The organism is Pseudomonas chlororaphis subsp. aurantiaca, assembly GCF_013466605.1.
Classification (GTDB): Bacteria; Pseudomonadota; Gammaproteobacteria; order Pseudomonadales; family Pseudomonadaceae; genus Aquipseudomonas; species Aquipseudomonas chlororaphis_I.
This window is the reverse complement of record NZ_CP059162.1, coordinates 5225962-5244543: the sequence shown is the minus strand read 5'-3', so window position 1 is coordinate 5244543 and position 18582 is coordinate 5225962. Positions and strand designations below refer to the sequence as shown.

Annotated in this window: 18 protein-coding genes; 15 read left to right on the top strand and 3 right to left on the bottom strand. The window is 63.3% G+C overall.

Annotation, left to right across the window (positions count from 1 at the left end; all coding sequences use genetic code 11):
- Positions 1–11: 11 nt before the first annotated feature.
- The 8 genes from H0I86_RS23860 to H0I86_RS23825 all read left to right on the top strand — a co-directional run bounded on the left by H0I86_RS23860 (position 12) and on the right by H0I86_RS23825 (position 9939).
- Entirely contained in the window at positions 12–1439 is a 1428-nt protein-coding gene (locus H0I86_RS23860; protein ID WP_219637338.1) for an ATP-binding protein, read from the top strand.
- A 244-nt stretch (positions 1440–1683) separates the two neighbouring features.
- A complete protein-coding gene (locus tag H0I86_RS23855; RefSeq protein ID WP_180922409.1) occupies positions 1684–2943 on the top strand; it encodes a D-mannose isomerase in 1260 nt (419 codons plus the stop codon).
- Between the two features lie 118 nt (positions 2944–3061).
- Positions 3062–4369 carry an ABC transporter substrate-binding protein gene (locus H0I86_RS23850; RefSeq protein ID WP_180922408.1) on the top strand — a complete coding sequence of 436 codons (1308 nt, stop codon included), beginning with the start codon at positions 3062–3064 and terminating at the stop codon, positions 4367–4369.
- Positions 4370–4541: 172 nt separating this feature from the next.
- Complete coding sequence (locus tag H0I86_RS23845) at positions 4542–5450, top strand: carbohydrate ABC transporter permease (protein WP_007926330.1); 909 nt, start codon at positions 4542–4544, stop codon at positions 5448–5450.
- Positions 5443–6288 (top strand): carbohydrate ABC transporter permease, encoded by an 846-nt coding sequence (locus H0I86_RS23840; RefSeq protein ID WP_009045231.1) that lies wholly within the window; start codon positions 5443–5445, stop codon positions 6286–6288. The genes H0I86_RS23845 and H0I86_RS23840 overlap by 8 nt, the downstream gene beginning before the upstream one ends.
- Positions 6289–6291: 3 nt before the next feature.
- A complete protein-coding gene (locus H0I86_RS23835; RefSeq protein ID WP_009050404.1) occupies positions 6292–7452 on the top strand; it encodes an ABC transporter ATP-binding protein in 1161 nt (386 codons plus the stop codon).
- A 121-nt stretch (positions 7453–7573) separates the two neighbouring features.
- Positions 7574–8923: a carbohydrate porin gene (locus tag H0I86_RS23830; protein WP_180922407.1), complete on the top strand. Its 1350-nt coding sequence runs from the start codon at positions 7574–7576 to the stop codon at positions 8921–8923.
- Positions 8924–9084: 161 nt separating this feature from the next.
- On the top strand, positions 9085–9939 hold the full coding sequence (locus H0I86_RS23825; RefSeq protein WP_180922406.1) for a D-hexose-6-phosphate mutarotase: 855 nt from the start codon (positions 9085–9087) through the stop codon (positions 9937–9939).
- Positions 9940–10030: 91 nt separating this feature from the next.
- On the opposite strand, the gene H0I86_RS23820 is transcribed toward H0I86_RS23825, so the two are convergent.
- Complete coding sequence (locus H0I86_RS23820; RefSeq protein ID WP_169914959.1) at positions 10031–10891, bottom strand: MurR/RpiR family transcriptional regulator; 861 nt, start codon at positions 10889–10891, stop codon at positions 10031–10033.
- Positions 10892–11100: 209 nt separating this feature from the next.
- On the opposite strand from H0I86_RS23820, the gene zwf reads away from it, so the two are divergent.
- The 3 genes from zwf to H0I86_RS23805 are packed head-to-tail and all read left to right on the top strand — an operon-like array spanning position 11101 to position 13953.
- Complete coding sequence (gene zwf / locus H0I86_RS23815; RefSeq protein WP_009050401.1) at positions 11101–12570, top strand: glucose-6-phosphate dehydrogenase; 1470 nt, start codon at positions 11101–11103, stop codon at positions 12568–12570.
- The gene (gene pgl, locus H0I86_RS23810) at positions 12557–13270 is read left to right on the top strand and encodes a 6-phosphogluconolactonase (RefSeq protein ID WP_007921957.1); all 714 of its coding nucleotides are present in this window, start codon (positions 12557–12559) and stop codon (positions 13268–13270) included. The genes zwf and pgl overlap by 14 nt, the downstream gene beginning before the upstream one ends.
- Before the next feature lie 17 nt (positions 13271–13287).
- The gene (locus tag H0I86_RS23805) at positions 13288–13953 is read left to right on the top strand and encodes a bifunctional 4-hydroxy-2-oxoglutarate aldolase/2-dehydro-3-deoxy-phosphogluconate aldolase (protein ID WP_023966782.1); all 666 of its coding nucleotides are present in this window, start codon (positions 13288–13290) and stop codon (positions 13951–13953) included.
- A gap of 183 nt (positions 13954–14136) precedes the next feature.
- Here the strand turns inward: H0I86_RS23805 and H0I86_RS23800 are convergent, their stop codons facing one another.
- Positions 14137–15324 (bottom strand): aminotransferase class V-fold PLP-dependent enzyme, encoded by a 1188-nt coding sequence (locus tag H0I86_RS23800; protein WP_180922405.1) that lies wholly within the window; start codon positions 15322–15324, stop codon positions 14137–14139.
- Between the two features lie 10 nt (positions 15325–15334).
- Positions 15335–15571 carry a DUF3820 family protein gene (locus tag H0I86_RS23795; RefSeq protein ID WP_007925076.1) on the bottom strand — a complete coding sequence of 79 codons (237 nt, stop codon included), beginning with the start codon at positions 15569–15571 and terminating at the stop codon, positions 15335–15337.
- 5 nt (positions 15572–15576) lie between these two features.
- Here H0I86_RS23795 and H0I86_RS23790 point away from each other — a divergent pair, with 5 nt between their 5' ends.
- From H0I86_RS23790 to H0I86_RS23775, 4 genes are all read left to right on the top strand, one after another.
- Positions 15577–15783: a hypothetical protein gene (locus H0I86_RS23790; RefSeq protein WP_180922404.1), complete on the top strand. Its 207-nt coding sequence runs from the start codon at positions 15577–15579 to the stop codon at positions 15781–15783.
- Positions 15776–16243, top strand: a complete 468-nt coding sequence (locus H0I86_RS23785; protein ID WP_180922403.1) for a PA2169 family four-helix-bundle protein — start codon at positions 15776–15778, stop codon at positions 16241–16243. The genes H0I86_RS23790 and H0I86_RS23785 overlap by 8 nt, the downstream gene beginning before the upstream one ends.
- 157 nt (positions 16244–16400) lie before the next feature.
- Positions 16401–18389: an FUSC family protein gene (locus H0I86_RS23780; protein WP_180922402.1), complete on the top strand. Its 1989-nt coding sequence runs from the start codon at positions 16401–16403 to the stop codon at positions 18387–18389.
- The gene (locus tag H0I86_RS23775; RefSeq protein WP_023966774.1) at positions 18376–18582 is read left to right on the top strand and encodes a DUF1656 domain-containing protein; all 207 of its coding nucleotides are present in this window, start codon (positions 18376–18378) and stop codon (positions 18580–18582) included. The genes H0I86_RS23780 and H0I86_RS23775 overlap by 14 nt, the downstream gene beginning before the upstream one ends.

Sequence of the window (18582 nt, the reverse complement as noted above, 5' to 3'; positions counted from 1 at the left end):
CGCGGGTGCCGGTGCCGCGTTCGCTGTTGGGCCGGATGTTGCTGCTGACACTGCTGGCGGTGTTGTTCGCGCAAACCTTGTCCAGCGTGATCTGGGTGTCACAGCTGCGCGCCACCCAGCTCGAAGGCCTGGTCACCAGCGCCCGCAGCCTGGCCCATTCGATGACCGCCAGCGTCAGCTACTTCCGTTCGCTGCCGGTGGCGTACCGGCCGCTGGTGCTCGACCAGTTGCGCAGCATGGGCGGCACCCGTTTTGTCGTGACCCTCAACGACAAGCCGCTGGGCATGGAAGTGCTGCCCATCACGCCACGCAAGCAGGCGGTGCTCAAGGCGGTGGACGAAGTGCTGCGCCAGTCCCTGGGCAACGACGCCTATATCTCGGTGACCTTCGTCAGCCCCGAGGACCTGCGGATTTTCAACGGCGGCTTGAAACTCGATGAATTGCCGCGTTCCTGGGCCCACTACGCCCTGACCCTGGAGCCGGTGAACCCGCCGGTGCTGGTCACCCAGATCCAGATGGCGCCGGGCGAGTGGCTGTACATCGCCTCGTTGTTGCCCGAGCCCTACACCAGTCTCGAAGAACAGGGGCTGCCGGCGCAGCAGGTGTGGTTCATCGTGCTCACCAGCAGTTTCCTGTTGCTGTTCATCGGCCTGCTGGTGCATTGGCAGAGCCGGCCACTCAAGCGCCTGGCGCGGGCCGCGCGGGACATGTCCCTGGGCGCCGATGTGCAGCCGGTGGCCGAGGGCGGCGGCAGCGAAGTGGTGGAGGTCGGCCGGGCCTTCAATGCCATGCGCGAGCGCATCAGCCGTTACCTGACCGAGCGCAGCCAGCTGTTCAGTGCGATTTCCCACGACCTGCGCACGCCCATCACCCGGTTGCGGCTGCGGGTCGAACTGCTGGAGGACGAGCAGCTGCAAAGCAAGTTCGGCCGCGACCTGGATGAGCTGGAGCTGCTGGTCAAGGGCGCGCTGCAATGCGTCAAGGACACCGACATCCACGAGAACATCGAGCCGGTGGACCTCAACCAGGTGCTCGACTGCCTGGTGGAGCCTTACCTGGCACCCAACGGCAACGGCCGCGTGACCCAGCAGGGGCGGGCGCTGGCGCCTTATCCGGGCAAACCCCTGGCGCTCAAGCGCTGCATGGGCAACCTGATCGACAACGCGCTGAAGTACGGGCAGAACGCCCATCTGCACATCGACGACGACGCCAACGCGTTCATCCTGCATGTCGACGACGAAGGCCCGGGCGTGCCGGAGCAGCGCCTGGAGCAGGTGTTCGAGCCGCACTTCCGCCTGTCCGGCCAGCAGCAGGGCTACGGCCTGGGCCTGGGCATCGCGCGCAACATCGCCCACAGCCATGGCGGCGAGGTGAGCCTGCAGAACCTGCGCGAAGGCGGTTTGCGCGTGACCCTGTACCTGCCGCGTTCCATGGATTGATGCCCCTGTAGCCGCTGGCGAAGCCTGCGATCGGCCGCGTAGCGGTCGTAAAGTTTCATGCCGCGCTTGGCTGTATGACCGAGGCGCCAGTTTTGCGAGCCCTGCGGTCTCGAGCGCAGCCTGCGGCAGCGGCTACGGGGAGTTTTGTCACTGTTTGGTGACATTTCCTGTGACCTTCGTTACCTGCCCGCGCGAACCCGTTGTTTAGACTCAAGGCCCTGATAAAAACAACAACAGGTCCGCCATGAACAGTATCCCCCTGACGTTCAGCAGCTGGCTGAACGCTCCTGCCCATCATCAATGGCTGGCCGCCGAAGGCCAGCGCCTGCTGGGGTTCGCCCGCGCGGCACAGCTGCCCGACGGCTTCGGCGACCTGGACGAACGCGGGCGCCTGCCGAGCGACGCCCGGACCGGTACCATGAACACCGCACGCATGACCCACAGTTTCGCCATGGCCCATATCCAGGGCATTCCCGGCTACGCCGCGCTGGTGGACCACGGCATTGCCGCGCTCAACGGCGCGTTGCGCGATGACGAATACGGCGGCTGGTTCGCCGCTCCCGGACATAGCGACGGCAACAGCGGCAAGGCCGCGTACCTGCATGCCTTCGTCGCCCTGGCGGCGAGCTCCGCGGTGGTGGCCGCGCGCCCCGGCGCCGAGGCCTTGCTGGCAGAGGCGATCCGGGTCATCGAAACGCATTTCTGGAGCGAGGAGGAGGGCGCGATGCGCGAGTCCTTCAACCGCGACTGGAGCCGCGAGGAGGCCTATCGCGGCGCCAACAGCAACATGCACGCCACCGAGGCGTTCCTCGCCCTGGCCGATGTCACCCAGGACCCGCGCTGGCTCAATCGCGCCCTGCACATTGTCGAGCGGGTCATCCATCAGCATGCCGCCGCTGGCGATTACCGGGTCATCGAGCATTTCGACCGCCACTGGCAGCCGCTGCCGGATTACAACCAGGAACACCCGGCCGACGGTTTCCGCCCCTATGGCACCACCCCCGGGCATGCTTTCGAGTGGGCCCGTCTGCTGCTGCACCTCGAAGCCGCGCGCTGCCAGGCCGGCATGCTCAGCCCCGGCTGGCTGCTGCTGGATGCCCAGAAGCTGTTCGAAAACGCCTGCCGTGATGCCTGGGACGTCGATGGCGCACTGGGCATCGTCTACACCCTGGACTGGCACCAGCGCCCCGTGGTGCGCCAGCGCCTGCACTGGACCCACGCCGAAGCCGCGGCGGCGGCCGGTGCCTTGCTGCAACGCACCGGCGAGGCGCAGTACGAAACCTGGTATCGGCGCTTCTGGGAGTTCACTGCCGAGCACTTCATCGACCCGCTGCACGGCAGCTGGCACCACGAACTGGACAGCAACAACAGGCCCAGCGCCGAGATCTGGGCCGGTAAGCCGGACCTGTATCACGCCTGGCAGGCGGTGCTGATTCCGCGCCTGCCCCTGGCGCCGAGCATGGCATCGGCGCTGGCCGAAGTGTCTAGACTAGGCGTTGTGTAACCATGTGGTGACATTCGCGCATCCCTTCGTTACCTGCGCGGGCTAACCCCCTGTTTAGAATCCTATGCAGCGCAAGCACCAGACTTGCATGCATAACAACAAGAAAGGTACACCTCAGATGAATGCGATTTCTCGTCTAGCTGCTGTCATTTCCGTTGCCTCGTTGTTTCCCCTCAGTGCATTCCCTCTCGTTTCCGTTGCCGCCGACGCCAAAGGTTCCGTGGAAGTCGTCCACTGGTGGACGTCCGGCGGTGAAAAGGCGGCGGTCGATGTGCTCAAGGCCCAGGTCGAAAAAGACGGTTTCACCTGGAAAGACGGCGCAGTCGCCGGCGGTGGCGGTGCCACGGCCATGACCGTGCTGAAGAGCCGCGCCGTTTCCGGCAACCCGCCGGGCGTTGCCCAGATCAAGGGCCCGGACATCCAGGAGTGGGGCAGCACCGGCCTGCTCAGCACCGACGCCCTGAAAGACGTGGCCAAGTCGGAAAACTGGGATGGCCTGCTCTCCAAGAAAGTCTCCGACACCGTGAAGTACGAAGGTGACTATGTCGCCGTGCCGGTGAACATCCACCGCGTCAACTGGTTGTGGATCAACCCGGAAGTCTTCAAGAAAGCCGGGATCGACAAGGCCCCGACCACCCTCGAAGAATTCTATGCCGCCGGCGACAAGCTCAAGGCCGCCGGCTTCATCGCCCTGGCCCACGGCGGCCAGCCATGGCAGGACAGCACCGTGTTCGAAGACGTGGTGCTCTCGGTCATGGGCGCCGATGGCTACAAGAAAGCCCTGGTCGACCTGGACCAGAAGGCCCTCGCCGGCCCGGAGATGGTCAAGGCCTTCACCGAGCTGAAGAAAGTCACCAGCTACATGGATCAGAACCGCGCCGGGCGTGACTGGAACATCGCCGCCGCCGACGTCATCAACGGCAAGGCTGGCATGCAGATGATGGGCGACTGGGCCAAGAGCGAGTGGACCGCGGCGAAGAAAGTCGCCGGCAAGGACTACCAGTGCGTGGCCTTCCCGGGCACCGACAAGGCCTTCACCTACAACATCGACTCCCTGGCGGTGTTCAAGCTCAAGGCCGATCGCAAGGGCGATATCGCCGCGCAGCAGGACCTGGCCAAGGTCGCCCTGGGCAAGGACTTCCAGAAGGTCTTCAGCATCAACAAGGGTTCGATCCCGGTGCGCACCGACATGCTCAACGACATGGCCGCGCAAGGCTTCGACTCCTGCGCCCAGGCGTCGGCCAAGGACTTCCTGGCTGACGACAAGACCGGCGGCCTGCAACCGAGCATGGCGCACAACATGGCCACTTCCCTGGCCGTGCAGGGCGCGATCTTCGATGTGGTGACCAACTTCATGAACGACAAGGACGCGGACCCGGCCAAGGCCAGTGCGCAGCTGGCATCGGCCGTCAAGGCCGCCCAGTAAGGTCCAGGCCGCAGGCTTGCCTGCGGTCGTTCCCGAGAGCGTTCTCCCCTGTAGGTACGAGGCTTGTCCGCGAAAGCGGTGCATCCGTCGACATGGATTCTGAATGTCAGTCCGCATTCGCGGGCAAGCCTCGCTCCTACCGATACTCACTCCTTCAAACTGGATTATCCCGATGAGCTCTGTGGCGGTTTTCAGCAAAGCCTCACCGTTCGACGCGCTGCAGCGCTGGCTCCCCAAGTTGGTCCTGGCGCCAAGCATGCTGATCGTCCTGGTCGGTTTTTACGGTTACATCATCTGGACGTTCATTCTGTCCTTCACCAATTCCAGCTTCATGCCGAGCTACAAGTGGGTCGGCCTGCAGCAATACATGCGCCTGATGGATAACGACCGCTGGTGGGTGGCGAGCAAAAACCTGGCGCTGTTCGGCGGCATGTTCATCGGCATCAGCCTGGTACTGGGCGTGTTCCTGGCGGTGCTGCTGGACCAGCGCATCCGCAGGGAAGGCTTTATCCGCACCGTCTACCTGTACCCGATGGCGCTGTCGATGATCGTCACCGGCACCGCCTGGAAATGGCTGCTCAACCCTGGCCTGGGCCTGGACAAGATGCTGCGTGACTGGGGCTGGGAAGGCTTCCGCCTGGACTGGCTGGTGGATCAGGACCGCGTGGTGTACTGCCTGGTGATTGCCGCCGTGTGGCAGGCCTCCGGCTTTGTCATGGCGATGTTCCTCGCCGGCTTGCGCGGCGTCGACCAGTCGATCATCCGCGCCGCCCAGGTCGATGGCGCGAGCCTGCCGACCATCTACCTGAAGATCGTCCTGCCGAGCCTGCGCCCGGTGTTCTTCAGCGCCTTCATGATCCTCGCGCACATCGCGATCAAGAGCTTCGACCTGGTGGCGGCGATGACTGCCGGTGGTCCTGGCTACTCCTCCGACCTGCCGGCGATGTTCATGTATTCCTTCACCTTCAGCCGTGGCCAGATGGGCATAGGTTCGGCCAGCGCCATGCTGATGCTGGGCGCCGTGCTGACCATCCTGGTGCCGTACCTGTACTCCGAACTGCGAGGCAAACGCCATGACTAACCAGCTCGGAAAACCTGCGCTGAACTTCAGCCGCATCGCCATCTACGCCACCCTGCTGCTGGCAGCGGCGGTGTACCTGGTGCCGCTGGTGGTGATGCTGCTGACCAGCTTCAAGACCCCGGAAGACATCCGCACCGGCAACCTGCTGAGCTGGCCGGCCGTCATCGACGGCATCGGCTGGATCAAGGCCTGGGACACCGTGGGCGGCTACTTCTGGAACTCGGTGAAGATCACCGTGCCGGCGGTGATCATCTCGACCTTCGTCGGCGCCATGAACGGCTACGTGCTGTCGATGTGGCGCTTCCGCGGTTCTCAGCTGTTCTTCGGCCTGCTGCTGTTCGGTTGCTTCCTGCCGTTCCAGACCGTGCTGCTGCCGGCGTCCTTCACCCTCGGCAAGTTCGGCCTGGCCAACACCACCAGCGGCCTGGTGCTGGTGCATGTGGTCTACGGGCTGGCGTTCACCACGCTGTTCTTTCGCAACTACTACGTGAGCATCCCGGACGCCCTGGTCAAGGCCGCGCGCCTGGACGGTGCGGGCTTCTTCACCATCTTCGGCAAGATCCTGCTGCCGATGTCGGTGCCGATCATCATGGTCTGCCTGATCTGGCAGTTCACCCAGATCTGGAACGATTTCCTGTTCGGCGTGGTGTTCGCCAGCGGCGATGCGCAACCGATCACCGTGGCCTTGAACAACCTGGTCAACACCAGCACCGGGACCAAGGAATACAACGTTGATATGGCGGCGGCGATGATCGCCGGGCTGCCGACACTGCTGGTCTACATATTCGCTGGCAAGTATTTCCTGCGTGGGCTGACGTCCGGCGCGGTCAAGGGGTAAAAGATGGCAACTCTCGAATTACGCAATGTCAACAAAACCTACGGTACTGGCCTGCCGGACACCCTGAAGAACATCGAACTGAAGATCGATGACGGTGAGTTCCTGATTCTCGTGGGGCCGTCGGGCTGCGGTAAATCCACCCTGATGAACTGCATCGCCGGCCTGGAAAACATCAGCGGCGGGGCGATCCTGGTGGACGACGCCGACATCAGCGGCATGAGCCCGAAAGACCGTGACATCGCCATGGTGTTCCAGTCCTACGCGCTGTACCCGACCATGAGCGTGCGCGACAACATCGCCTTCGGTCTGAAGATCCGCAAGATGCCGGCCGCCGAGATCGACGAAGAAGTGGCGCGGGTGGCCAAGCTGCTGCAGATCGAACACCTGCTCAGCCGCAAGCCCGGCCAGCTGTCCGGCGGCCAGCAACAGCGCGTGGCCATGGGCCGGGCCCTGGCGCGGCGGCCGAAGATCTACCTGTTCGACGAACCGCTGTCCAACCTCGACGCCAAACTGCGGGTCGAGATGCGCACCGAAATGAAACTGATGCACCAGCGCCTGAAAACCACCACGGTCTACGTCACCCACGACCAGATCGAAGCCATGACCCTGGGCGACAAGGTGGCGGTGATGAAGGACGGCATCATCCAGCAGTTCGGCACCCCGAAACAGATCTACAACGACCCGGCCAACCTGTTCGTGGCCAGCTTCATCGGCTCGCCGCCGATGAACTTCATCCCCCTGCGACTGCAACGCAAGGACGGCCGCCTGCTGGCCCTGCTGGACAGCGGCCAGGCCCGTTGCGAGCTGCCCCTGGGCATGCAGGACGCCGGCCTGGAAGACCGGGAAGTGATCCTCGGCATCCGCCCGGAGCAGATCGGCCTGGCGAACGGCGAGGGCAACGGCCTGCCGACCCTGCGCGCCGAGGTCCAGGTCACCGAGCCGACCGGGCCCGACACCCTGGTGTTCGTCAACCTCAACGGCACCAAGGTCTGCTGCCGGCTGGCGCCGGATGTGGCGCCGCAGGTCGGCGAAACCCTGACCCTGCAATTCGATCCGGCCAAGGTTCTGTTGTTCGATGCCAAGAGTGGCGAGCGCCTGGGTGTTGCGGCCCCTGCGCAGACCGAAGCCCATGCCAGCAACGTGGCGCAGTTCAAGGGGCGTTGAAGCCGGCGTTATTGAAGCAAGGACGTACCGAATGCGCGGCGGATGGCCTGTCATCCGTCGCATCAGGTGTAAACCGCGTTAGAGAAAAACAGTTAATAACAATAAAGACGAGGATGTAGGGATGAAAAAGAAGAGCACCAATGCACGCTTGATCTGCCAGTTGTCAGCGATTGCGGCAATGACCCTGGCCGGTAGTGCGCACGCTGACGAAGCGTTCAGCGCCGATTCGAAATGGATGACCGGTGACTGGGGTGGCGAGCGGACCAAGCTGCTCGAGAAAGGGATCGACATCAAGGCTGATTACGTTGGCGAAATGGGCGCCAACCTGCATGGCGGCTACAACGATGACAAGACCGGACGCTACAGCGACCAGTTCGGCCTGGGCGTGGCGCTGGACCTGGAAAAGCTCTGGGGCTGGGATAACACCCAGGCGAAGATCCAGCTGACCAACCGTAACGGCCAGAACATCTCCAACGACCGGATCGGCGACCCGCGTGCCGGCACCTTGAGCTCCTCTCAGGAAGTCTACGGTCGTGGCCACATGGTGCGTCTGACCCAATTGTGGATCCAGCACCAGTTCCTCGACGGCAAGCTCGACGTCAAGGCCGGTTACTTCGGCGAAGGCGAAGACTTCAACACCTTCCCCTGCGACTTCCAGAACCTGGCGTTCTGCGGCTCCCAGGTGGGCAACTGGGCGACCAACATCTGGTACAACTGGCCGGTCAGCCAGGCGGCACTGCGGGTGAAGTACCACATCACGCCTGAGCTGTATGCGCAGATCGGCGCGTACAACCAGAACCCGTCGCAACTGGAACACGGCAACGGCTTCAAGCTCAGCGGCAGCGGTACCAAGGGCACCGTGCTGCCGGTCGAGCTGGTCTGGTCGCCGAAGGTCAACAACCTGCCGGGCGAGTACCGCGTCGGTTACTACAAGAGCACGGCCGATGCCAGCGATGTGCGCGAGGACGTCAATGGCCAGGACGCCGCGGTCACCGGTGACAGCTATCGCGTGCACAGCAGCAAGCACGGCTACTGGTTCGTCGGGCAGCAGCAACTCACCACCCACAACGGCGATGCGACCCGCGGTCTGAACATCGCGGCCAACGCCACGTTCCACGACAAGGACACCAACTTCATCGACAACTACCAGTCGCTGATGTTCGTGTACAAGGGCCCGTTCGACGCACGTCCCAAGGATGACGTCGGCATCGGTTTCGCCCGTATCCATGTCAACGACGACGTGAAGAAAAACGCCCAGTTGCTCAATGACACCAACGGCGTCAGCAACTACGACGATCCGCTGTTCTCGCCGATCCGCGAGACCGAGTACAACTACGAAATCAACTACGGCTTCCATGTCACCAACTGGCTGACCGTGCGTCCCAACCTGCAGTACATCACCCATCCAGGCGGTGTGGATGAAGTCGACAACGCCCTGGTGGCCGGCCTGAAAATTCAGTCGGTGTTCTAACGCTGTTGCGATAAGCTCCTCCTCTATGTGCGCATTTTTGCGGATGGCCCAGGCTATCCGCTTTTTTTTGGGGACGAACCCGCTCCCTGCGGCAGCGGCTACAGGGCTTTGCGCATCAATGATGAATATCGGTACAGCAATGATCTTCAGGACCGTGGCCCATGCATGAGCATCCGCTACAACGCTTTTTCAAATCCTTGCGCGAGCGCCCGACTTTCGCGTGGGAGCGCTATCAGATGCGCGACGTGCTGGTGATCGACCATCCGCTGTGCCAGGCGGTGTTCAGTCGCCAGGGTGCGCAGCTCCTGCATTTCCAGCCGACCGGGCAGAAGCCCTGGCTGTGGTGCGCGGCGAAGTGGCCGCAGGTCGGGGCAATCCGTGGCGGGGTACCGGTGTGCTGGCCCTGGTATGGCCGTCACCCGAGCGAAAACGCCTGGCCGTCCCATGGCTGGGCCCGGCTGATCGACTGGAAGCTGCTCGACAGCCGCAGCGATGACGAGGGCGTATACCTGCACTGGCAGTTGCAGCTGTGCGACTGGCAGGTCGACCTGCACGCACACCTGGGCGAAAACATGGACCTGCGCCTGAGCACCGAGCACCAGGACAGCCTGCCGTGCCAGCTGAGCCAGGCTTTGCACGCCTACTGGCGTATTGGCGATGTCGGTGAGGTAGCGCTGTCTGGGCTCGACGGCGCCGAGGGTTACGACCAGTTGAGCCGCCAGGCGTGCCGGCAAACAGGCGAGCTGCGGGTCGATGGCGGCTGCCAGCGGGTGTTCCACCACGAGGGCGAATTGCAGCTCAAGGACCACGCCTGGCAGCGCGAATTGCGCATCGACACCGGCGACAGCGCCGACACCGTGGTCTGGCATCCGGGCAGCCGGCCGCTGCTGGGGGTGAGCTGGAACGAGGTGTCCGGGTTCGTCTGCGTCGAGGCGGCGGCGGGGGGCACCGACAGCCTGTGCCTTGTGCCAGGGGAGCGGGCGCATCTGAGTTTGCAGGCGCGGGCGGGGGCTTAGTTGCGGATTGGCGGTATGGCTGATGCCGTCATCGCGGGCAAGCCTCGCTCCTACAGTCCAATGCGTTCCTGTAGGAGCGGTCTGGCGAGACTCAGTTGTACTCGTCGCCCACCGGATAACGGCTGGCGTTGAGGCTTTCCTTGATCTTGCGCAGGTGCGGCTGGAAGTCCACGCCGCGGCGCAGGGTCATGCCGGTGGCGAGGACATCGAGCACGGTGAGCTGGATGATCCGCGAAGTCATCGGCATGTAGATGTCGGTGTCTTCCGGCAGCGGGATGTTCAGGCTCAGGGTGCTGGCCTTGGCCAATGGCGAGCCGGCGGCGGTCAGGCCGAGTACCGAGGCGCCGTTTTCCCGGGCGATGCGCGCCACTTCCACCAGCTCGCGGGTGCGCCCGGTGTAGGAGATGATCACGAACAGCTCGCCAGTGTGCGCCACCGAGGCGATCATCCGCTGCATCAGCACATCGGCGTGGGCGGTCACCGCCAGGTTGAAGCGGAAGAACTTGTGCTGGGCATCGAGGGCCACCGGGGCCGAGGCGCCGAGGCCGAAGAAGTGGATCTGCCGGGCCTGGATCAACAGGTCGACGGCGCGACTGATCAGGTTCGGGTCCAGGGCCTGGCAGGCGCTGTCCAGGGAGGCGATGGCGCTGCCGAAGATTTTCTGGGTGTAGGCTTCGGGGTTGTCGTCGGCTTCCACCGCGCGGCTGACGTAGGCTGCGCCGCTGGCTAGGCTCTGGGCCAGTTGCAGCTTGAGTTCGGGGTAGCCGCTGACGCCGAACGAGCGGCAGAAACGGTTGACCGTCGGCTCGCTGACCGAAGCGGCCTGGGCGAGGGCGGCAATACTGAAACGGGTCGCCTGCTGCGGGTTGAGCAGGATGACTTCGGCGACTTTACGTTCCGCCTTGTTCAATTCTTCAAGGCGATTCTGGATCTGTTCCAGAAGATTTCGCACGCGGTCCATTAGGGTTTTCCTGGTTCGGCAATGCAAAGGAAGCCGGTCTTAACCGGTCTTTGGCGGTGGCCTATCCTACTGATGGCTCCGACGGACCACCACTTCGAATCTGTATTTTGCTAAAATGTTGTGGTTATTACTACATTTTCCCTTGAGTGATGCCTTGAAAAAAGGTATTTGTAGCTTAACTTGATAAAAGAACAAACATCATGCCTTCGATAACGGTTGAACCGTGCACCTTCGCCTTGTTCGGCGCGCTGGGCGATCTGGCGCTTCGCAAATTGTTTCCTGCCCTGTACCAGCTCGATGGCGCCGGCCTGCTGCATGACGACACGCGCATTCTGGCCCTGGCCCGCGAGCCGGGCAGCGACCAGCAGCACCTGTCTTTCATTGAAGCGCAATTGCGCAAGTATGTAGGTGCCAAGGAGATCGATGCGGCAGTGCTGGAGCGCTTCCTGGCGCGCCTGACCTACCTGCACGTGGACTTCCTCAAGGCCGAGGATTACCTGGCCCTGGCCGAACTGGCCGGGCGCGAGCAACGCCTGATCGCCTATTTCGCCACGCCGGCGGCGGTGTACGGGGCGATCTGCGAGAACCTGTCGAAGGCCGGCCTGGCCGAAAACACCCGCGTGGTGCTGGAAAAGCCCATCGGCTCGGACCTGGAATCGTCGCGCAAGGTCAACGACGCAGTGGCGCAGTTCTTCCCGGAGAACCGCATCTATCGCATCGACCACTACCTGGGCAAGGAGACGGTGCAGAACCTGATCGCCCTGCGTTTCGCCAACAGCCTGTTCGAGACCCAGTGGAACCAGAACTACATCTCCCACGTGGAAATCACCGTGGCCGAGAAGGTCGGTATCGAAGGCCGCTGGGGTTACTTCGACAAGGCCGGCCAACTGCGGGACATGATCCAGAACCACCTGCTGCAACTGCTCTGCCTGATTGCCATGGACCCGCCCGCCGACCTCTCGGCCGACAGCATCCGTGACGAGAAGGTCAAGGTGCTCAAGGCCCTGGCGCCGATCAGCCCGGAAGGCCTGACCACCCAAGTGGTGCGTGGCCAGTACATCGCCGGGCACAGCGAAGGCAAGGCCGTGCCGGGGTACCTGGAGGAAGAGAATTCCAACACCCAGAGCGACACCGAAACCTTCGTCGCCCTGCGGGCCGACATCCGCAACTGGCGTTGGGCCGGGGTGCCGTTCTACCTGCGTACCGGCAAGCGCATGCCGCAGAAGCTGTCGCAGATCGTCATCCACTTCAAGGAGCCGTCGCACTACATCTTCGCCCCCGAGCAACGCCTGCAGATCAGCAACAAGCTGATCATCCGCCTGCAGCCGGACGAAGGTATCTCCCTGCGGGTGATGACCAAGGAACAAGGCCTGGACAAGGGCATGCAACTGCGCAGCGGCCCGTTGCAGTTGAATTTTTCCGACACCTATCGCAGCGCGCGGATCCCCGATGCCTACGAGCGGTTGTTGCTGGAAGTGATGCGTGGCAATCAGAACCTGTTTGTCCGCAAAGATGAAATCGAAGCCGCGTGGAAGTGGTGTGACCAACTGATCGCCGGGTGGAAGAAATCCGGCGATGCGCCCAAGCCGTATGCGGCCGGGTCGTGGGGGCCGATGAGCTCCATCGCACTGATCACGCGGGACGGGAGGTCATGGTATGGCGATATCTAAATTGAAACTGCCCGCGGGCGTACACGCCCACGAGTTCCATAGCCCGGCGCTGTTGGCCGAAGGCCTGGCGCTGAAGGTGGCCGGGCAACTGAGCCAGGCGATCCAGGTTCGCGGCGAAGCCACCCTGGTGGTGTCCGGCGGGCGCAGCCCGGTGGCGTTTTTCCAGCACCTGGCCAAGCAGCACCTGGACTGGTCCAAGGTCCTGATCACCCTGGCGGACGAGCGCTGGGTACCGGTGGAGCATGCCGACAGCAACGCCGGCCTGCTCAAGCGCTATCTGCTGCAAGGGCCGGCGGCCAAGGCGAAGTTCCTCAGCCTGTACAACGCCGCGGCGAACCTCGAACAGGCCGCGGTGCAGGCCGATCGTCTGCTGGCCGAGTTGTCGGCCATCGACGTGCTGATCCTGGGCATGGGCGACGACGGTCATACCGCCTCGCTGTTCCCTAACAGCCCGAACCTGACCGAAGCCCTGCGGGCCGACGGTCAGCGGCGCTGCTGGCCGATGCTGGCGCCGAGCGTGCCGCATCAGCGCCTGAGCATGAGCCGCGCCTTGCTGGCTTCGGCCACCTACAGCGTGTTGTCGATTTCCGGTCAATCCAAGTTGACCACCCTGAGTGCCGCACTGGCCGGTGACGATGTCGCCGCGATGCCGATTCGTGCCTTCCTGCAACCTCCGTTAGAGATTTACTGGTGCCCATGAGCCAAGGATCAGCCGCTATGACAAACCCACAACCGACCGTTTCCATGGCGGACAAAGTTGCCCTGATCGACAGCCTCTGCGCCAAGGCGCGGATTCTGCCGGTGATCACCATCGCCCGCGAACAGGACGTGCTGCCGCTGGCCGACGCCCTGGCCGCCGGTGGCCTGACCGCGCTGGAAGTGACCCTGCGTTCGCAGTTCGGCCTCAAGGCCATCCAGATCCTGCGCGAGCAGCGTCCGGAGCTGGTGACCGGCGCCGGTACCGTGCTCGATCGGCAGATGCTGGCCGCCGCCGAAGCCGCCGGTTCGCAGTTCATCGTCACCCCGGGCATTACCCGCGACCTGCTGGAAGCCAGCGTCGCCAGCCCGATCCCGCTGTTGCCGGGGATCAGCAATGCCTCCGGGATCATGGAGGGTTACAGCCTGGGCTATCGCCGCTTCAAGCTGTTCCCGGCGGAAGTCAGTGGCGGCGTGGCCGCGATCAAGGCCCTGGGTGGCCCGTTCGGCGAGGTGAAATTCTGCCCGACCGGCGGTGTCGGCCCGGCCAATATCAAGAGCTACATGGCATTGAAGAACGTGATGTGCGTCGGCGGTAGCTGGATGCTCGATCCCGAGTGGATCAAGAACGGCGACTGGGCGCGGATCCAGGAGTGCACGGCCGAGGCCCTGGCGCTGCTGGACTGACAGGTTTCCTGCTTTTTTCAAAGATTCGTTGGTGTGTTCTACGGCTTTACGGTGCGCTTGGTCGGTGCACCGTTTTTTTTTGCCTGGAGAAAAGCTGCCTGGCGACGCGCGCTCTTCTGTAGGAGCGCAGCTTGCGCGCGATGACGCCGGGGCGGGCAACGCGATCTGAATGGCCGCTACAGGTTACTGGGCCGCCAGTTCAGTCAATGCCTCGACCAGCAACTGGATATCCCCGCTTGGCGTGGTAAAGCCCGGAGTCACGCGGATACAGGGCCCGCAACGCGAACCGCTGCGCGCCACGGTGAACAGGTTGTATTCCTTGAGCAGCCGTTCGGCCATCGCCTGCTGGTCCGGTTGGCGGGTGAAGCGAAACGAGGTGATGCCGCAATACAGCCGTGGATCGTCCGGGGTCATGACTTCAATGCCGGGCAGGTCGCGCACCTGGCTCACCCACAGGTCGCGCAGGTAATTCAGGCGCGCGCCCTTGAGGGCCGAACCGCCCATGCTGCGGTGCTCCTCGAACACCTGGGGCAAGGTCAGCCAGGCCGGAATGTTCGGCGTGCCATAGGGCGCCCGTGAGCGGATATCGTCCAGGGCATAACGTTGCTCGCCCATGTCCGGGTCGATATCGGCCAGGCGTTGCGGGTCGATATAGACAAAACCCAGGCTCAGCGGCGCGCCCATCCATTTCTGCAGGTTATAGCCGGCGAACGCCACGTCGAGTTCGCTGAGCTCGAAATCGACCTGGGCCAGGGCGTGGGCGCCGTCGAGGATGACGTCGATTCCCCGTTCGCGGGCATCCAGGGCAATGGCCTGGACCGGCAGCACCAGCCCGCTGCGATGCGTGACATGCGTCAGGGCCATCAGCTTCAGCCGTGGGTAGCGCTCGAAGGCTTCGCGATAGCTGGCCAGCAGGCTGTCGAAGCTCGCCGGGTGGGCGTGCTCGATCTCGATGACCTCGACCCCCCGATGACGCGCCAGCCAGCGCATGGCGCCCTTGACGCTGTCGTATTCCAGGTCGCTGAACAGCACCTGGTCGCCCGGCTGCAGGCGGTTGTAGTTGCGGATCAGCGATTGCAGCGCCTCCGAAGCGCTGCGGGTGAGGGCGATGGCCTGGCGGTCGACGCCGAGCAGTTCGGCCAATTGCTGTCGAATCTGCAGATTGCCGATCTGTTCGAAATGCTGGCGCACATGCACCGAGTTGCTGCGGTTCACGAAGTCGATCTGGCGCTGGTATTCCTCGACCACGGCGCGGCTCATGCGCCCGAAATAGCCGTTTTCCAGGTTGATCGGCCCGGGTTCGACGTCATAGCGCTGGGCAATGGCCAGCCAATAGTCTTCGTCGCGGGCGAGTTGGGCATTGCTTGGCATGGCGGGCTTCTTAATGACGGGGTTTGGGTTTGCCGTGTTTGGCGCGCAGTGGGTCCAGTAGATCGGAAAGGCCGTTGTGATCGATTTCCTGCATCAATGCCAACAGGCCGCCCAGCTCGCCGTGGGGGAAACCTTCGCGGGCGAACCAGTTCAGGTAGGGACCGGGCAGGTCGGCGAGGATGCGGCCCTTGTACTTGCCGTAGGGCATTTCGCGGGTGACCAGAAGTTCAAGTTTTTCGGGATTCATGGCGGTTGTCTGTTGAGGTGACGAACACCTTGGAAAATACAGGCATTCTGCATGCAGGCCAAATGACAGATCATGCAAATAACGCGGATACAGAAAGCGGTAAAAAAGTTAACTTTTTGAAAATAATGGAAAAATTTTCATTCCAGGACTGGCACGCAGGGTGCAACACCTATCACAACTCCCTCAACCTGGAAGGAATAGAAAATGACTGACATCAACAAAGAAGCGATTTCGATCCTCAACGACCTGATCGAAACCAGTAAGGACGGTCAGGAGGGGTTCAAGACCTGCGCAGAAGACATCAAGCATCCTGAGCTGAAAGCGCTGTTCGTCAAGCGCTCCGCCGATTGCGCCACCGCCGCGGCCGAATTGCAGGCCAGCGTGCGTTCGTTGGGCGGCGATCCGGAAACCTCCACCAGCGTCAGCGGTGACCTGCACCGCCGTTGGGTCGACCTCAAGTCGCTGCTGACCGGCAAGGATGAAGAAGCGGTGCTCAACGAGGCCGAGCGCGGTGAAGACCATGCGCTGAAAGCCTACAAAAACGCGCTGGAGAAAATCAGCAAACACAATCTGGTCGGCATCCGTGACCTGGTGGAGCGCCAGTACCATGGCGTACAGCGCAACCACGATCAGGTCAAAGCCTTGCGCAACCAGGCCCGCGCCCGTTCATAACGGGTCAAACCTGTCAAAAACGCCAGCCTGTCTGGCGTTTTTTTTGTGCCTGAAAATTAATACTGGACGACTGATAGTTAGCTAGCTAATAATTTGCGAGCGTCATTTCTCGTTTCAGTGCATCTATCGTTGTTTTGTCCTTCCCAGGGTTCTTTCCGTGCGTATCACTTTGCAGGCGCTGTTTGCCCCCAATCTCCCGGCCGTGCAGTTCGCGATCAAGACCGTGCTCGGCGCCGGCCTGGCGTTGTGGCTGGCCATGCGCTGGGGGTTGCAGCAGCCTTCCTGGGCCCTGATGACGGCGATCATCGTCGCCCAGCCGCTGTCCGGGATGGTCCTGCAAAAAGGCATGGCACGGTTGGTGGGGACGTTGGTGGGCACCTGCATGTCGGTGCTGTTCATGGGGCTGTTCGCCCAGACGCCCTGGCTGTTCCTGCTGGCCCTGGCGCTGTGGCTGGGGCTGTGCACCGCCAGTTCGACCTTGCTGCGCAGCGCCTGGTCCTATTCGTTCGTGCTGGCCGGCTACACCGTGGCGATCATTGCCTTGCCGGCGATCTCTCACCCGTTGTCGATATTCGATCAGGCCGTGGCGCGTTGTACGGAAATTTCCCTGGGCATTATCTGCGCCACCGCCAGCAGTGCCTTGCTCTGGCCGATGCGGGTCGAGCGGCAGTTGACCGCCCAGGCGCGTAGCGCCTGGCAAAGCGGCATGCAGGCGGCGCGGGCGACCCTGGCCGGCGATGCCCTGGCGCGCAAGGGGTTGCTGGAAATCCTCGGGCGCATCGTCGCCGTGGACTCGCAGCGCGAACATGCCTGGTTCGAAGGTCCGTCGGGTCGGCAGCGGGCACGGGCGATCAGCGGCCTGAGCCAGAAGCTGCTGATGTTGCTGCGGATTTCCCGTTCGGTGCGCCGGCAATGGAAACAATTGGACCAGGCCGAAGCGGACCAACTGGCACCATGGATGGACCAGGTGCAGCAGGCCCTGGCGGCCATGGACAAGCCGACCTTGCAGGCGTTGCGGCCGCAGTTGCTGGACGCTTCCCATGGCTCGGCCATCAGTTCGGCGCAAAGCTATTGCCTGGCCCGTTTCACCCTGCTGCTGGATACCGCCCTGGCCGCCGGCGCGGCGCTGCAGGCGGTGGAGGAGGGCAAGGCGTCGGTCGAGCAGCCGGCGACCCTGAGCCCCCATCGCGATCTGTCGCTGGCGTTGCTGTTTGGCGCGCGCAGTGCCCTGGCCTTTCTCACCGTGGCCTGTTTCTGGCTGGCCACCGCCTGGCCGGCGGCCTCGGGGGCGATGCTGCTGACCTGCGTGGTGTGCGGCCTGTTCGCCAGTCGGGAAAACGGTGCGCAGATCGGCATGAGTTTCATGCGCGGCATCTTCCTGGCGATTCCGGTGGCCTTCGTGGTCGGGCAGATCCTGCTGCCGCAGTGGAGTAGTTTTGCCCTGCTGGCGATGGCCATGGGCGTACCGCTGTTTTTCGGCGCGCTAGGCATGGCCAAACCCCAGATCGGCGCCACGGCCACCTCGTTCTGCCTGCACTTCGTGGTGCTGATTTCGCCTCAGAATCAGATGACGTTCGACGTCGCGAACTTCTTCAACAGCGCCCAGGCGATGGTGCTCGGCGTAGGCGCCGCGGTGCTGGCGTTTCACCTGCTGATCCTGCGCAACCCGGCCTGGCACGGGCGGCGCCTGCTGGCGGCGACCCTGCAGGATCTGGTGCGCTTGACCCGGCGCAACCTGCGCGGCGCGGAAAGCTGGTTCGGCGGGCGCATGGCCGATCGCCTGCTGCAACTGGCGCGGCATTACCCGGAATTGCCGGAGCAGGCGCGCAGCCGCTGGGACGATGGCCTGCTGGGCCTGGATATCGGCGACGAACTGATGCACCTGCGGTTGAGCCTGGCGGTGGCCCAGGTGCCCGCGGATGCCTCGCAGCGACGCTATTTCGAGTATCTGGAGCAGGTACTGGAGCGCGGGCCGGGGGCCGGTCGCGGCGATGCGCTGGCCGACGCCAGCACCGCCATGCTCGAATCCCTGGGCAGCCAACCGCCCAGCGATGCGTTGAAGCTGGCCCAGGGCGCGGTGGTGCAATTGCAGAAGAGCTGGCGCACCTGGTGCCGGCAGCAGGAGGAAAACCATGGGGCTGCGTGAGTGGTCGCTGGGCGGAGTATTGCTCAGCCCGTTTCTGATTTATGTGGTGCTGGCACTGGTGTTGACCGGGGCGTTGCGCATGCTGTTGCGCGCAACGCCGCTGGGACGCTGGATCTGGCACGAAGCACTGTTCGATGTGGCCTTGTACGTCTGTGTCCTGACGTTGGTCACTGTCGTACTCGGACCTTTATAA

Coding starts and splice junctions, on each gene's coding strand:
- H0I86_RS23855 (WP_180922409.1), top strand. CDS start 1,684: ATGAACAGTATCCCCCTGACGTTCAGCAGCTGGCTGAACGCTCCTGCC.
- H0I86_RS23850 (WP_180922408.1), top strand. CDS start 3,062: ATGAATGCGATTTCTCGTCTAGCTGCTGTCATTTCCGTTGCCTCGTTG.
- H0I86_RS23845 (WP_007926330.1), top strand. CDS start 4,542: ATGAGCTCTGTGGCGGTTTTCAGCAAAGCCTCACCGTTCGACGCGCTG.
- H0I86_RS23840 (WP_009045231.1), top strand. CDS start 5,443: ATGACTAACCAGCTCGGAAAACCTGCGCTGAACTTCAGCCGCATCGCC.
- H0I86_RS23835 (WP_009050404.1), top strand. CDS start 6,292: ATGGCAACTCTCGAATTACGCAATGTCAACAAAACCTACGGTACTGGC.
- H0I86_RS23830 (WP_180922407.1), top strand. CDS start 7,574: ATGAAAAAGAAGAGCACCAATGCACGCTTGATCTGCCAGTTGTCAGCG.
- H0I86_RS23825 (WP_180922406.1), top strand. CDS start 9,085: ATGCATGAGCATCCGCTACAACGCTTTTTCAAATCCTTGCGCGAGCGC.
- zwf (WP_009050401.1), top strand. CDS start 11,101: ATGCCTTCGATAACGGTTGAACCGTGCACCTTCGCCTTGTTCGGCGCG.
- pgl (WP_007921957.1), top strand. CDS start 12,557: ATGGCGATATCTAAATTGAAACTGCCCGCGGGCGTACACGCCCACGAG.
- H0I86_RS23805 (WP_023966782.1), top strand. CDS start 13,288: ATGACAAACCCACAACCGACCGTTTCCATGGCGGACAAAGTTGCCCTG.
- H0I86_RS23800 (WP_180922405.1), bottom strand. CDS start 15,324: ATGCCAAGCAATGCCCAACTCGCCCGCGACGAAGACTATTGGCTGGCC.
- H0I86_RS23795 (WP_007925076.1), bottom strand. CDS start 15,571: ATGAATCCCGAAAAACTTGAACTTCTGGTCACCCGCGAAATGCCCTAC.
- H0I86_RS23785 (WP_180922403.1), top strand. CDS start 15,776: ATGACTGACATCAACAAAGAAGCGATTTCGATCCTCAACGACCTGATC.
- H0I86_RS23775 (WP_023966774.1), top strand. CDS start 18,376: ATGGGGCTGCGTGAGTGGTCGCTGGGCGGAGTATTGCTCAGCCCGTTT.